Consider the following 13,379-nt stretch of genomic DNA (forward strand, 5'->3'; position numbering starts at 1 on the left):
GGAGCCTACGCAACTCGCGCCCCGACGTCGTTGGCTCAGTTTCCGTAGAAGCCGGCCAGGAACTGCTCCTTGAAATCCCAGTACGAGCCGTCGGCCATCGATGCGCGGATCTGATCCACGAGGTGAACCGTGAAGTACTCGTTGTGGATCGTTGTGAGCGTGTTGACCAGCATCTCCTTCGCCTTGAACAGGTGATGGATATAGGCCTTGGAGTAGTGGGTGCAGGTGTAGCACTCGCAGCCCTCGACGAGCGGGGAGAAATCGCGCTTGAACTGGGCGCGCGTGATGTTGAAACGGCCGGTGGGCGAATAGATCGCGCCGTTGCGGGCCACGCGCGAAGGATTCACACAATCGAAGGTGTCCGCCCCGGCTTCCACGGCGTTGAAGAAATCGTCCGGCTCCGAGATGCCAAGCAGGTGGCGGGCCCGATCCTCCGGGAGCTCCTCGCACACCCAGCCCACGATCGTGCCCAAGTTTTCCTTCTCGAGCGCGCCGCCCACACCGAAGCCGTCGAAACGCTGGCCGTCAACCTCCATTGCGCCCAGATCGCGGGCCGCCTTGCGGCGCAAATCCTCGTATTGCGCGCCCTGGATCACGCCCCACAGCTGCTGGTACGGCTTGCCGGCGCGCTCCTCGGTGAGCTGCTTGTGAGCAGCAAGGCAACGCTGTGCCCACAGACGCGTGCGCTCCAAGGACTCTTCCTGGTAGGCGCGCGAGTTCATGAGGGTGGTGAGCTCGTCGAACGCGAAGATAATGTCCGCGCCGAGCTCGTGCTGGATCCGCATCGAAATCTCGGGCGTGAAGCGGTGCAGATCTCCGTTGATATGCGAACGGAACCACACACCGTCGTCGTCCACGTTCGCCAGGCGCTCCTTGTTCGGGGCCACGGCGTCGTCGGCGATCTTCTTGCCGGAAAACTCCTCCGAGAGTACCTTCTTGAAGCCGGATCCCAGGCTCATCACCTGGAAACCGCCCGAATCCGTGTACGTGGGCCCAGGCCAGTTCATGAATTTTCCGAGGCCGCCGGCTTTGTCCACAATGTCCGAGCCTGGCTGAAGATAGAGGTGGTAGGCGTTAGAGAGCACCGCCTGGCCGCCGACCTGCGCGATCGATTCCGGGAGAACAGCCTTCACTGTGGCCTTCGTGCCCACCGGGATGAAAGCTGGCGTAGCGATCTCGCCGTGGGGCGTGGAAATCGTGCCAGTGCGGCCAATTGTGCCAGCGAGCTGGGACTTTACCTCAAACATTCGGTTCTTCTTTCTGCGTGGGTTGCGGGACGCCGACGTCGGTGCGCGCTCGCGTCGAACAGGTGGGCTGGGCAGGTGCGCTAGTAAGCGATGCGGATCACCGGATCGCCGGCCGCCGACTGCGCCTGCGTGAGCGCGAGATCCGCACCCGACCAGCCGAGCGTTTGGCCTGGCAGGAGGAAAGCGCCGCCGGTCACGATATAGTTCGCCACCCCACCAACCAAGGCGAAAAGCTCCTCGGCGGTGTGCGGGGAATCCGCCACCTCCACATCGAGGTGGCCGAAGATCGGAAGGCCGAGGGTGCGGGCGCGGTGCAGATCCTCGCCCGCCACGCGCACGGACAACCACAGCGGGAGCGGAACCTCGCCCTGCGTGAGCGATTCGGCGAGCTCGGTCACCATTGGAGCCGGGTGCACCGCGCCGAGCTCCGGGCGGAACACGCCGATCGCGGCTTCCTCGCGCATGAGCGCATCCGCGAGCTGGGTCATCACAATGTTCGCCGAGACCATGCGCCCGCGACGCTTGAGCTCCGGGAGCTGCTCGGCATCCGCCGATTCGCCCGCGAGCTCACCCTCCGGCGCCGCATCGAGGGGCGCGTAGAACGTCATCGCCACATGGAAGTTATGCTCCGGGAGCGCACCTTTTTCCACGTCCAGGCCGCCCGAAACCGGCGTGAGCAACACTTGCACACCTTGGAGTGAGAAATGGAAAATCGCATCCTTGCCGGGGGTGGCAGGCTCGCCGTCGACCCCAACCCATTCTCCACGAGCCTCAATATTCCACAGTTCCTTCAAACGTGCCGTCGCCTTCTCGAGGTCAATCGGGGCCGTGAACAGGGCGAACGCCGTGAGCACTTCGGGGGCCGTGGGATGAATTGCGCTAACTCCAAGTTGATCCATACGGCGCATTCTACCGGGTGGGCTGACAGCCGGCGCGGGCGCACATCACACCCGCGCCACCCCGCCCAGGAGCCGCGCACCGGCGTCGGGGCCGCGCTTCGACGTCGGGCGTACGAGCAACGTGGGCCGCGAACCTGCGTCGGCGGACACCGTGACGCGAGCCCTTACGAAAAGTGGTCGATCGCGAGCGGAAGGGGGATCTTCTTCAGGATGCGATCGTGGATATCAGGGATCACTTTGCGGATGCGCTCCCAAGACTCGAGGGAGCGGAACTCGGACGGATCTCGAAGTAGCACCTTCGTCAAATCGTCGCGGGTGATCGTATAGGACGTGGTGTAGGAATCAAACGTCACGACGGAAGTGCGGAAAGAGAACGCCATCAGGGCGGTTGCAGAGTAGACGAGGTCCTGCTCAAAATCGAGATTCTCCACCCTCGGCTTGACCCACACCTTCACGTAGCTCTCCTCGCCCCAGCCACCGTCGATCGTTGCACCGACCGGCATTCGGCGAAGGAAGCCAACAGCGAGATCGCCAAGCTGCTCGTTCGGGTCGATGTCGGCGACTTTCTCCAATGGCTTCATATCGTGTGCGCGCCACTGGGCGGCGTCACTCGTGGGGAGGGGGAGTTCATTGAAGGGAACGCGCACGTCGTCGCGTGTGAGCACATACCCGCCAACCAGCAGGGCTGTGAGAACGAGGCAGATGAACACCGCCAACCACGACACTTTTTTCATAGTTCCTATTGTTGCAGGTTCTGGGCATGGCCTACGAATGTTGCCTCTCAGGCTCGTGCGCAACTCTGTCAATTCGCGTAGGCGTTGCTATATACGCAACGCCTCGCCCGATTGATTGAGTTATGCACGTGCTCGTGCACAACTCAATCGCTCCCAGGCAACGCCACGAGTGCGAACTCAGCCTCCCAGCTAACGCCAAGGGTACGGACGTGGCGCTCCTCGGGTGCGCCGCGTACTCTAGAAGACAAGTTGTTAAGCAAAGGAGCATCCATGGCCACACCGTTCGTGATTGGCGCTTACGCCGCACTGCCCGCCGAGCGCGCGCAGCAAGAGGAGTTTTACGGCTCGCTAGCGCAGGCGGCCTGGGTGAACGGGCTTGAGATCCCACTTCGCGCAACGATCACCGACGATCTTCCCTGGTTCGCGCAGCAGATCGCGCCATCGTTTACGACGAATGTGCTCACGCCCATCCCGGGCACGATGGGCAAGTTGGGCAAGAACCCGGCCTTCGGGATTGCCTCGCCGGATGAGGCGGGGCGCGCGCTCGCTCTCGAGTTCCTGATCGACGCCGTCAACCAGGTCAAGGCCGTGAACGACGCCGTCGGGCGCCAGGTTTTCACACATATTGCGTTGCATACGGCTCCGACGGCAACAGCGCAACGCGAGGCGCTCGTGCGTTCACTGGCCACGATCGAGCAGTGGGATGCGGACGGCGCCAAGTTCGTGATCGAGCATCAGGATGCGTTTATTCCCGAGCAGGCGCCGCAGAAGGGCTTCCTGTCGCTGGCGGACGAGATCATCGCGATCGAGGAGGCGGACGCCGAGCGCACATTTATTTCGCTCAACTGGGGCCGTAGCGCGATCGAGGGCCGCGGAACCGAGTTGCCGCTGGAGCACGTGAAGCAGGCGGCGGCGAGCGGAAAGCTCGAAGGGCTGATTTTCTCGGGCGCTCATGACGTGGACGGCGATTACGGCCCTGCGTGGACGGATGCGCATGTGGCGCTTCACCAAGATGAGCCGAGCTCGATTATGACCAGCTCGCTGGTGGCGAGCGCCGCGCAGGCCGCTACGGCCGCGAAGGTTCAGTACTTGGGCGCGAAGCTCACGCTCGATGGCCGCTACTCGGTGGCCGAGCGCGTGGCGATCCTGCAGCGCGTGGCCGCGGCGGCAGGCCAGCCAAACGCCTGATCCTCACTGAGAGAATTTGGGAGGGCGCGTGCCCGCGGGGAAACTTGCGGCACGCGCCCTGCGCAATCACTCCCCCAGCGGGCGTAGGTAGATCAGCTCGCGGCCGTCCCACTGGAAGAACATGTTGTGCGCAGATCCGGAGCCCACGATCCCCGTGGTTCCTTGTGCATTGGCGGGCTTTCCGCTGGTCAGATCCACAATGTTTTTGCCAACCATCGCGAACGGCGCACCTAGCGGGAGCGCGTCGCCGCCCGCTTTCCACTGCGATTTTGGCAACCACTTTCCGTCACTCAGCACGGCCGCCTCGCCGGTCTCCGCCGGCTCGACACGCTCGAGCAGCGCCGCCTTGAGCTCGCGGCTGGTCACGTCTGCGTTCACGCCCGCGAGCGCATAGCCGAGCGCCGCCGAACCGACCGGCGCAGCCGTCACCGACACCGCGTGACCGGAAGAGTTCCACTCCACCACCACAACACCTGAGCTTTCCGGGTTCAGCCCCACCGCGTCGCCCGACGCCGGGGTTGCACTTTCGCTCGTTGCCGGGCTCGCGCTGGCACCGGGCTTCGCCGTCGGGTTACCCGGCTGCACTGAAACTGGCGCCGACGGCGTCGCGTCCGCGCCCGGCGTCGGGTCCGTGTGTTTGCCGCCAGCTTCAACATGAAGCGACCCTTCAGCTGCCACGCACACCGTGCCATCCGTTGCGGCCCAGCACTCGTTCCCCTCGGCGCGCCCGAGCGACGGAAACTGCACAAACTCGCCGTTTCCCGACTTGTTAGTTTGCAGACGAACCAGCCCCGGACTCACTTGCGGCTCGAGCGTGAGCGTGGGCGGGAAGTAGGTGCGCACGGAGTTTTCCACGGTGCCGCTGGCCCCGACGAGTGCCGCCACCGACGACGTTCGCCCGACGCCCACCACGCCGAGGCCCGCCTCGCTCGCGCCGACGATCGCCGGCACGTCGCCGCCCAGCGAATTGTCCGTTGACCAGGTGAAACTCGCGCTTCCGGTGCGCGCGGAGAGGATGACGAGATCGGAGCGGGAGGCGCGGCCATCCCCCGAGGCGGGTTCGCTCGCAGGGGCTGCGCTGGCCGTTGCGTCCAGGCTCTGGGATGCGCTCGAGGTTGCGCTGGGACTCGCAGGCGGGCTCGGGCTGGTACTGGGACCGCTCGAGGACGCCGACGGCGAGGCCTGCGTGCTCGCAGCACCCGCGCCGTCACTGGCCGTGCCGGCGTCGTTACTGGCCGCACCGGCGTCGGCAGCGTGTTCGGCGTCGGGGCCGATTGTTAAGTAGACGGAGCCGGCGGCAGCGTCGAGGCTGGTAGCCGTGGAGCCTTGCGGCAGGTAGTAGCGCCAGGTCGGGAGGGCGCGGTTTTTGCCGGTCACCGCGTAACCGGTGAGTCGGCGCAGAGAGTTGTGCGTGGAAAGGACGACGAGAGTTTTCGTTGTGTTGTCGAAGGTGAGGGCTTCCGGAGCTTCAGGGAGTTTCGCGCGCCAGGCCGGCTCCGCGCCCGCCTGGTAGGGGTTGCGCGTGGGCGCGACGGCGCTCGCGTGCGGCTTCGGCGCTGGTTTCGGCGGGTGCGCCGGCGAGCACGCCACAAGCGCCGCGAGGGCGGCGGTGGCGACGGCGACGGCTTGGAACTTCACGTCCTTAAGGCTAGCAGGCGCCGACGACGACGGTGCGGCGGTGTGGAGTTTCGCGGGTGAGCGAAAGTGGTCCCGATTTTTTGTCATACCCCCATGGTTAAATGGTGTGCGAGAACAAAGGGCAACGAAATATAAGGAGGAGCCCAATGTCGGAACCGAACCAGAACACGTTCCCGCCCCAGCGTGAGCTCGAGGATGATGCCGTAGCGCAGGGAGCCGTGCCGAACATGCCGGCGTCGCGCACTAGTCGCACACCGAAGACGGGCCGAAATGTGATGATCGCACTGATTTCCGTGCTCACCGTGGTGGTGATCGCGTTCGTGGTGATGCTGTTCGCCTGGAAGGGCGGGGCAGATAAGCCGCAGATGATGAGCTCGCAGGCAGCGTCGGCGTCGGCGGGCGCGCAAGCCTCGGCGTCGGCGGGTGCGCAGGATTTCCAGCCCGTGGAGCAGAGTGCGGAAGCGAAGAAGCTCATCGCCTCCCAGCAGCGCCGCGAAGAGGGGGATCCGATGGCGCTGGGCAAGGTGGATGCGCCCGTGGTGATGAGCGTGTATTCGGATTACATGTGCCCTCACTGCCAGGATTTCAACGTGAACACGCTGCCGAAGCTGCAAAAGTGGGTGGATGATGGCGTGCTGCGCATCGAGTACAACGAGCTTCCGATCCTGGGAGAGAAATCAAACCTCGCAGCTCAGGCCGCATATGCGGCTGCGAACCAGGGGAAGTTCTGGGAGTTCCACAAGGCGATCTTCGGGGCGTGGGCAAATGGCCGCCCCGATTACACGCCGGAAACCCTCACGGCTTTCGCGAAGGAGGCCGGCGTTGCGGATCTGGAGAAGTTCGCCACGGATCTCACTGCGAAGGAAACGGTAGCAAAGCGCGAAGCCGGCTACGATCTGGGCATTAAGAAGCTCGGCTTCCAGTTCGTGCCGTCGGTACTTGTGGGTGATCAGTTCCTCGATAAGCCCTACCCCGTGGAAACAATCGGTAAGATCATCCAGGGTGAAGCCGAAAAGAAGGGGGCTATGTGAAGCACGCGGCGTCGAAACTTTTCCAGAAGGTCTCTCGATGGACTTTCGTCCACGAACCGTTGCCTGAAAAGGCGGTGGTGATCGGGGCTCCTCATACCTCGGTCTGGGACGGCATTTTCATGGCCGTAGCTTTCTGGGATTTGCGCCGCGATTTCAAATTCCTCGTCAAGGATTCGCTCACGCATGGGCCGGTTGCGCCACTGATTAAGTGGGTTGGCGGGCTCGGCGTGGATCGCAAGCATCCCCACGGGATGGTCGGCTCCACAGTGGAGAAGGCGAAGGAAACCGAGGGCTTCACGCTGATTATCGCGCCGGAGGGCACCCGAAAGCAGCGTAAGTATTGGCGTTCGGGTTTCTACCACATCGCACTCCAGGCGAACGTGCCGGTGGTTTTGGGCTTCATCGACGCAAAAACCCGCACCTATGGCTGGGGTCCGAGCATCGAACTGACCGGCGATGTGAAGGCAGATATGGACGTGATCCGCGCGTTCTATGCAGACAAGGTAGGCATGCGCGATGGGCGCGTGTCCGCCCCGCGCCTGCGTGCAGAGGATGAGCCGGAGGCGGCCGGGGCCGCTGGCTCGGCAGATAGCTCGGCAGATGGCACCGGCTCGCACGATCGTGCCGGTGAGGCCGATCGCACCGATTCTGAGGGCGGCGCCGCGTGAGCTTCAACCTTGGCTACCCTCGTGCATACGACGGCGTGGATCCCACGCCGTCGGAAAGCGCGCGCAGTGAGGTGGCCAAGCTCGTGGTGGATTCACTTCAGGTTCCGGTGGCCACAGCGATCACCATGATCGAAAACCAGTCTGTGCTCCTCGATGCGATGCGTGAGGAGCTCGAAGAACTGCGCAAAGAACTCGCTCAGCGGCCGCCGGCCACTAGCGTTGTCACCGAGGAAGGCCAGCCAGAATCCATCGCAGGCTCCACCTCCGCGAGCCTCCCTACTGCCACCGGCCAGCCCGGCGTCGCGGGCGCAAGGCGAACCCTGGCGTCGGCGGGCGCTGGGCACACTGGAGCTCCGGCGTCGGCGGGGTCTGAGTTCGCTGAAACTCCGCAGCCGGCAACGGATTCGCAAAGCGCGCCGCTGAACGTGTTCCCGCAAAATCCTCAGCCGCACAGCGTTCCGGCCACACACCGGCCGCCGCGTGCCGCGGCGGCCGGCCCAGCCCTCGCCACGGCGTTCCGCTCGCTGGACGGCAAGAAAGTTTCGGAGGATCTCACGGCCCTCGCGCACCCGATCCGTCTGGAAATCCTCGAGTTCACAGCCGAGCGCGCAATGACGGTTCGCGATCTCGTTGAGGCACTCTCCACCGGCACTACCGGCCAGGTGTACCACCACATGAAGGCCCTCACGGCCGCCGGCTGGGTGGAAGCCGAGGGCGGCGAATACCGTGTGGCGCCGGAGCGCGCGCCGCAGCTCGCCGCGATCCTCGCCGCCCTTCGCTAGCGAGACATTTCACCAACCACCCCTTCCCGGAAGCCAGCACGCGCTAACCTAACTACAAGAGAAACGCCCGCCGCCTCACCGGCGTCGGGGGCGGCTCACCCCAACACAGCGGTGGCTTTACTCAAAGGAGCGTGAAATGACCACCCGTAACCTGAGCCTGGGCTCAAACGTCACCCACGACGCCTCCGATTTCTACGTGGAGCGCTACTGGGAAGGCGAGGTGGTGCACCTTGTTCTTCGGATCCGTTTCGCCGCGGATCTCGCGATCCGGCAGGTCCGCCTTCGTACCCTGATCGACGGTGAGCCGCGCTTTATCGACGCCTACCGCACCGGCGTCGGCGAGTGCGCGCAGTGGTGGCAGGTGGAGGTTGCGAGCGTACTGGACGTGTTCGCCTACCGCTGGATCGTGACCCTCGGCGACGACGACGTGTGGGTGAACGCCGAGGGCGCCTGGAACCGCACGGTCCCCGATCATGCAGATTTCCGCTGCCAGCTGCGCGGACTCGCGCCCGGCTTCCACACGGCGTCAACGGTGTACCAAATCTTCCCGGATCGTTTCGCACGCTCGGCGAAAACGTTCGAGCGCGGGCTGCCTCAGTGGTCGCAAGGCTGGCTGCCTGAGGACCCGGCCGAGTGGCACGACGATGCCCACCAATCCCATCTGTTCGGCGGCGATTTTTGGGGCGTGATCGACCACCTCGATGACCTGCAGGAAATGGGCGTAACAACGCTGTATTTCACGCCGTTTTTCGAGGCGCGTTCGAGCCACCGGTACGACGCGCACTCCTTCGACCACGTCGATCCGGCGCTCGGCGGCGACGAGGCGCTGATTGCGCTGGCGAAGGAGTGCCACGCCCGCGGGATGCGGCTGATCGGCGATCTGACCACGAACCACACCGGCGTGACCCACGAGTGGTTTGTGCGCGCCCAGGCGAACGAGCACGCGCTCGAGCGCGAGTTCTACTACTTCTCACCCGACGGCACCTACGCATCTTGGCTCGGCGTGCCCAGCCTGCCCAAGCTCAACTACTCCTCGCGCGTGCTGCGCGAACGGCTCTTCGGCCCGAACGGCGTGGTGCGCAAATACCTCCAGGCGCCGTTTAACCTGGACGGCTGGCGGATCGACGTAGCTAATATGACCGCGCGCCACGACCGCTACGATTCCTACCGGTCCGTGATGAAAGAGCTGCGCGCGGTGATCGGGCGCGACGGGGAGAAGGTGCTGATCGCCGAACACGCACACGATTTCTCGGGCGATATCGACGGCACCCAGTTCCACGGCTCCATGAACTATGCGGGTTTTACGCGCCCGATGTGGGAGTGGCTCGCGCGCGGCACGAACACTCCGGCGCTTATGGGATCGCCCGCGACAATCCGGCGGCGCTCGGGGCGCGAAGTGGTGGCAACGATGGAGGATTTCAACGCGCAGATCCCGTGGCAGGTGCGAACGGCGTCGTTCAACCTCATCACCTCGCACGATACGTGCCGGATCACGGACATCACCGGCAGCGCCGCCCGCAACCTTCTCGCGCTCGCCGCCTGCTACCTGCTTCCCGGCGTGCCGATGGTGCTCTACGGCGAGGAGCTCGGCCTGGCGAGCGAGGGCGCGGGGCTGAATTCACGCGTGCCGATCCCGTGGGAGCGGATCGATCAGACGCCGGTTCACCTCCAGGGCGCGCTGGCGAAGCTGGCACGGCTGCGTGCCGAGGAGAAGGCCCTCGCCTACGGCGCGCTGCGCTGGGTGGCCGTGAGCGACGACGTGCTCGTTTTCGCGCGTGAGCACCGCGAGCAGACGGTGTACGTGTGCCTCGCACGCGATCTTCGCGAAAGCGTGGAGTTCGCGGACCCGTTTGTCCCTGCCGGTTTCTGCGACGCCGTTGTTGGCAGCTCCGCCGACGCCGAGGCGAGTTCCGACGCCGGGGCGGCCGGTTCCGCCGGCGCTCCCGCAGCCGACGGCGGTTGCCGTGCCGTGATCGGCGCCGTGACCGCGAGCGATGACCCACGAAAAGTGAAGGTCACACTGGAAGCCGGAGTCGCCGTCGTCGTCTGGGAAAATTAGCGCGGGCGCAAGGCCCACGCTAGTTCACGACACGAAATCTGGCGATTACGCTAAATAAATAGCCAACTCGCTAACGGCAACGAATAGCCAAATCAGGCCCACCGCAAACTCGATGATTGGCCTCCATCGACTAGCTATCAAGATGTCCCTCAACGCGACGGGAGCAGTGCGTTTATCGCCTTTGGCTCGCGATAGCGCCGTTACGGAAGCGTCCACAATAAAACTCACACCCGCAATCAAAATTATCAAAGGCAAAACGTAAGACAATTCATTTCCCTCTCACTAAGGACACACAAGATCCGAGACCGAATACAGCAGTGATTGCCCCAGACGCTTCTCTCACGAATATCAGGACATTCCTCGGACGTGAATTCTTCTGCGCCTCAGCAATGCCTTGATACCCTTTCGAGGTAACCTTCTTTCCAATTTCCTTAAGCCCACCATATAGCGCGGCGAATCGCGCCTTATCATTTTTCCCCATCCTGAGCCATACTTTATATGCGCGCCCCAAGGCGGAGTTAGTCTTCGCCGCTCGCATCATCTTCGCGAGCTTTGCAACAGAGATCGCAGTTTTTGCCCAACCTAACAACCCCAATGTTGCAACAGCGCCACTACACTTAGCACTCTCTTTCAACCACCACGTCCACGAAGGGTCAGCAACAACAGGAAACTGAGTTTTTTCATCAGTTATAACGACTTGGGTAAGTAGGTTGCCGGATAGTTCGTAATGAGTTGGGATATCAACGCCTCTGGCATCAACACCCCAGGGCTTATCGATCATTCCCAAAAGAGAATTACTTCTGCGGTCAGTAATTGCAATACTTCCATCACCGCTAATCTCCATCTCCGCATATTTAGGCAATTTTAATTCATATTCATGACGAAAAGATGAGTTTTCATCGGACATTACTGCAATGATTTGTCCTCGGGATTCGCTAGCCCTCTCAACAAGATGCAGGCGGCCCCGCGCCATTTGATGAATCGCCATTCCCGAGGAGTTCTCAACAGAATCGCTCCCCTTAGGAGAAATCATGGTGGTGCCGCTCTGACCAAGCCCCAAATTTAGAGGGCTCGAATTTGCTGGAAGTTCCGACTCTCCAGCTTCTGAGTTCTCAAGAACCAATTCGTTAGCCAGTTCTGCTAGTTGAACAATAGACTCGTCCCTCTGCGGATTGTATTCCTCTGCCGCCGACTTAAATTCTTGCCTCACCGAAAGCGACCCACCTTGACCACCGGCCCCCGCCGGGCTGATACCGAACGAGAAAAATAGCAAAGTTGCCACCAGTAGAACGATACTATTTTTAATTTTTTTTCATTTTGACACCCAATTTATGTTGTTTTAGGAAATTTTGTCGAGAAATAAAGTATCTAGATTTAACTAATGCATCAAATAAATAAAACATAGTTTTTGTCTCTTATTTTCGGAGCGCGATCCAGAATGCTCATATTTGTCTCCACCACCAAAGCATCGTTTCACTTTCACAAACCACAGGACGAAACAGACCGACAACTAGGCGAGCTCCGGCGTCGTCGTCTGGGAAAATTGGCGCGGGCGCAAGGCCCACGCTCGTCGGCACAATGCGAGCGGAGCCAGGGCACAGCCGAGCCCCCGGCGTCAGGCGCGAGCCGGGCCCCGAAGTCGGGTCCTCGCCACGCCCTCCGACGGGCGCGATTCCGCACCCACCCGCCACCCGCGCTAGGGTTAACCCTATGCAGACCACCTCGTTTTCGATTCCAGGCCACACCACGTACGAGCACCGCATTGAGGTGCCGCTCGATTGGGACGGCTCGCTCGCTGCCTACGCGGCCGCCGGCGTCGCCGCAACTTTCCCGCGCACCATCAGCGTTTTCGCGCGCGAGATCGTGCGCGAGGGCCGCGAGAACGCGCCGCGCATGGTGTACTTCCAGGGCGGGCCGGGTTTCCCGGCGAACCGTCCTGCCCCGATCGGCGGCTGGATCAACGAGGTGCTGGACGACTACCGTCTGGTGTTGATCGACGAGCGTGGCACGGGGCAGTCGCATGCGTTGGACCAGGTCACGGTGCCGATGGTGGGCGACGCCGTCGCGCAAGCCGCATACCTGGCGTGCTTCCGTGCGGATTCGATTATTCGCGACGCCGAGGCGTTGCGCCGCGAACTCCAGGGCGACGAGCCGTGGGCGGCTCTGGGCCAAAGCTTCGGCGGTTTCTGCGTGACCTCCTATCTTTCGCTCGCGCCCGAGGGCCTGAGCGCAGCGATGATCGTGGCTGGTTTGGTTTCCACGCACCGCCACGCCGACGATGTTTACCGCCTGACCTGGGCCTCTACCGACCGCCGGAACGCCGAATTTTTCGAGCGCTACCCGGGCGATGAGGAGACCGCCTGGCGCGTGGCCGAGCATCTCGCAGCCGGCGCGGCTACCGCCCTCGAATCGGGCGACCCGCGCGCCGCCGAGCTTCTGCCTACAGGCGAGATCCTCACGCCGGGGCGTTTCCGCATGCTCGGCATCAACCTCGGCCGCAGCTACGGCCTGGAAACCTTGCACGGCCTGCTCGAAAACCCGTTCGTGGAGGTGGGCGGGCGCACGCGCCTGACCCAGCGCTTCCTCACGCAGGTGGCGGACCAGATTTCGTACGCCAGCTGCCCGATGTATTGGGCGCTGCACGAGTCGATTTATGCAGCCCCGGGGCTGGCTACGCGCTGGTCTGCGCAGCGGATCCGCGGCGAGTTCGAGCAGTTTGAGTTGCCGGAGCTGCGCGGCGGCGCCGACGCCGAACGCGCACTTCGCGCCCGCGGCCACGGTTTCCGCTTCTCGGGCGAGCACGAGTTTGATTGGATGGCACAGGTGGATCCGGCGCTGCGCGCGCTGGGCGAGGGCGTGAACGCGTTGCATGAGCGCGACGATCTGCCCTCCCTTCACCGCCCGGACGTGCTCGCTGGCAACGAGGTGCCGGCAGCCGCGTGGATGTACGAGCCGGATATGTTCGTGCCGATCGAGATTTCGCGCGAAACGGCTTCCGAGATCCGCGGGCTCAAGCGCATCGAGCATCCGACCTTCCACCACGACGGCATTTCCACCGAATCGAAAACCATTATCGACGGCTTCCGCCGCGAACTGAGCGACGTCTGGGGCAAGCGCGCCTGACCTGCCGGCC

Annotated in this window: 11 protein-coding genes; 6 read left to right on the forward strand and 5 right to left on the reverse strand. The window is 63.2% G+C overall.

Features of this window, described 5'->3' with window-relative positions:
- Window positions 1-35: 35 nt before the first annotated feature.
- The 3 genes from tgt to P8A24_RS08440 form a co-directional block, all read right to left on the reverse strand.
- The gene (gene tgt / locus P8A24_RS08430; protein ID WP_278058305.1) at window positions 36-1,247 is read right to left on the reverse strand and encodes a tRNA guanosine(34) transglycosylase Tgt; all 1,212 of its coding nucleotides are present in this window, start codon (window positions 1,245-1,247) and stop codon (window positions 36-38) included.
- Window positions 1,248-1,327: 80 nt separating this feature from the next.
- Entirely contained in the window at window positions 1,328-2,146 is an 819-nt protein-coding gene (locus tag P8A24_RS08435) for a DUF4261 domain-containing protein (RefSeq protein WP_278058307.1), read from the reverse strand.
- Window positions 2,147-2,310: 164 nt separating this feature from the next.
- A complete protein-coding gene (locus P8A24_RS08440) occupies window positions 2,311-2,880 on the reverse strand; it encodes a hypothetical protein (protein WP_278058309.1) in 570 nt (189 codons plus the stop codon).
- 270 nt (window positions 2,881-3,150) lie between these two features.
- Here P8A24_RS08440 and P8A24_RS08445 point away from each other — a divergent pair, with 270 nt between their 5' ends.
- The gene (locus P8A24_RS08445) at window positions 3,151-4,068 is read left to right on the forward strand and encodes a DUF4862 family protein (protein ID WP_278058311.1); all 918 of its coding nucleotides are present in this window, start codon (window positions 3,151-3,153) and stop codon (window positions 4,066-4,068) included.
- A 66-nt stretch (window positions 4,069-4,134) separates the two neighbouring features.
- On the opposite strand, the gene P8A24_RS08450 is transcribed toward P8A24_RS08445, so the two are convergent.
- On the reverse strand, window positions 4,135-5,793 hold the full coding sequence (locus P8A24_RS08450) for a hypothetical protein (RefSeq protein ID WP_278058314.1): 1,659 nt from the start codon (window positions 5,791-5,793) through the stop codon (window positions 4,135-4,137).
- Between the two features lie 59 nt (window positions 5,794-5,852).
- Here P8A24_RS08450 and P8A24_RS08455 point away from each other — a divergent pair, with 59 nt between their 5' ends.
- The 4 genes from P8A24_RS08455 to P8A24_RS08470 all read left to right on the forward strand — a co-directional run bounded on the left by P8A24_RS08455 (window position 5,853) and on the right by P8A24_RS08470 (window position 10,246).
- A complete protein-coding gene (locus P8A24_RS08455) occupies window positions 5,853-6,737 on the forward strand; it encodes a DsbA family protein (RefSeq protein ID WP_278058316.1) in 885 nt (294 codons plus the stop codon).
- A complete protein-coding gene (locus tag P8A24_RS08460; RefSeq protein ID WP_307014438.1) occupies window positions 6,734-7,405 on the forward strand; it encodes a 1-acyl-sn-glycerol-3-phosphate acyltransferase in 672 nt (223 codons plus the stop codon). Before P8A24_RS08455 ends, P8A24_RS08460 begins: the two co-directional genes overlap by 4 nt.
- Entirely contained in the window at window positions 7,402-8,187 is a 786-nt protein-coding gene (locus P8A24_RS08465; protein WP_278058318.1) for an ArsR/SmtB family transcription factor, read from the forward strand. Before P8A24_RS08460 ends, P8A24_RS08465 begins: the two co-directional genes overlap by 4 nt.
- 136 nt (window positions 8,188-8,323) lie before the next feature.
- A complete protein-coding gene (locus P8A24_RS08470; protein ID WP_278058321.1) occupies window positions 8,324-10,246 on the forward strand; it encodes an alpha-amylase family glycosyl hydrolase in 1,923 nt (640 codons plus the stop codon).
- Window positions 10,247-10,514: 268 nt separating this feature from the next.
- On the opposite strand, the gene P8A24_RS08475 is transcribed toward P8A24_RS08470, so the two are convergent.
- Window positions 10,515-11,528: a hypothetical protein gene (locus tag P8A24_RS08475; RefSeq protein ID WP_278058323.1), complete on the reverse strand. Its 1,014-nt coding sequence runs from the start codon at window positions 11,526-11,528 to the stop codon at window positions 10,515-10,517.
- Between the two features lie 428 nt (window positions 11,529-11,956).
- Between P8A24_RS08475 and P8A24_RS08480 the strand changes: the two genes are divergently transcribed.
- A complete protein-coding gene (locus tag P8A24_RS08480; RefSeq protein WP_278058325.1) occupies window positions 11,957-13,369 on the forward strand; it encodes an alpha/beta fold hydrolase in 1,413 nt (470 codons plus the stop codon).
- Window positions 13,370-13,379: the final 10 nt, after the last annotated feature.

Source organism: Arcanobacterium wilhelmae (assembly GCF_029632765.1).
In the GTDB taxonomy this organism is placed as follows: domain Bacteria; phylum Actinomycetota; class Actinomycetes; order Actinomycetales; family Actinomycetaceae; genus Arcanobacterium; species Arcanobacterium wilhelmae.

Coding starts and splice junctions, on each gene's coding strand:
- P8A24_RS08440 (WP_278058309.1), bottom strand. CDS start 2,880: ATGAAAAAAGTGTCGTGGTTGGCGGTGTTCATCTGCCTCGTTCTCACA.
- tgt (WP_278058305.1), bottom strand. CDS start 1,247: ATGTTTGAGGTAAAGTCCCAGCTCGCTGGCACAATTGGCCGCACTGGC.
- P8A24_RS08455 (WP_278058316.1), top strand. CDS start 5,853: ATGTCGGAACCGAACCAGAACACGTTCCCGCCCCAGCGTGAGCTCGAG.
- P8A24_RS08445 (WP_278058311.1), top strand. CDS start 3,151: ATGGCCACACCGTTCGTGATTGGCGCTTACGCCGCACTGCCCGCCGAG.
- P8A24_RS08435 (WP_278058307.1), bottom strand. CDS start 2,146: ATGGATCAACTTGGAGTTAGCGCAATTCATCCCACGGCCCCCGAAGTG.
- P8A24_RS08450 (WP_278058314.1), bottom strand. CDS start 5,793: ATGACAAAAAATCGGGACCACTTTCGCTCACCCGCGAAACTCCACACC.
- P8A24_RS08470 (WP_278058321.1), top strand. CDS start 8,324: ATGACCACCCGTAACCTGAGCCTGGGCTCAAACGTCACCCACGACGCC.
- P8A24_RS08480 (WP_278058325.1), top strand. CDS start 11,957: ATGCAGACCACCTCGTTTTCGATTCCAGGCCACACCACGTACGAGCAC.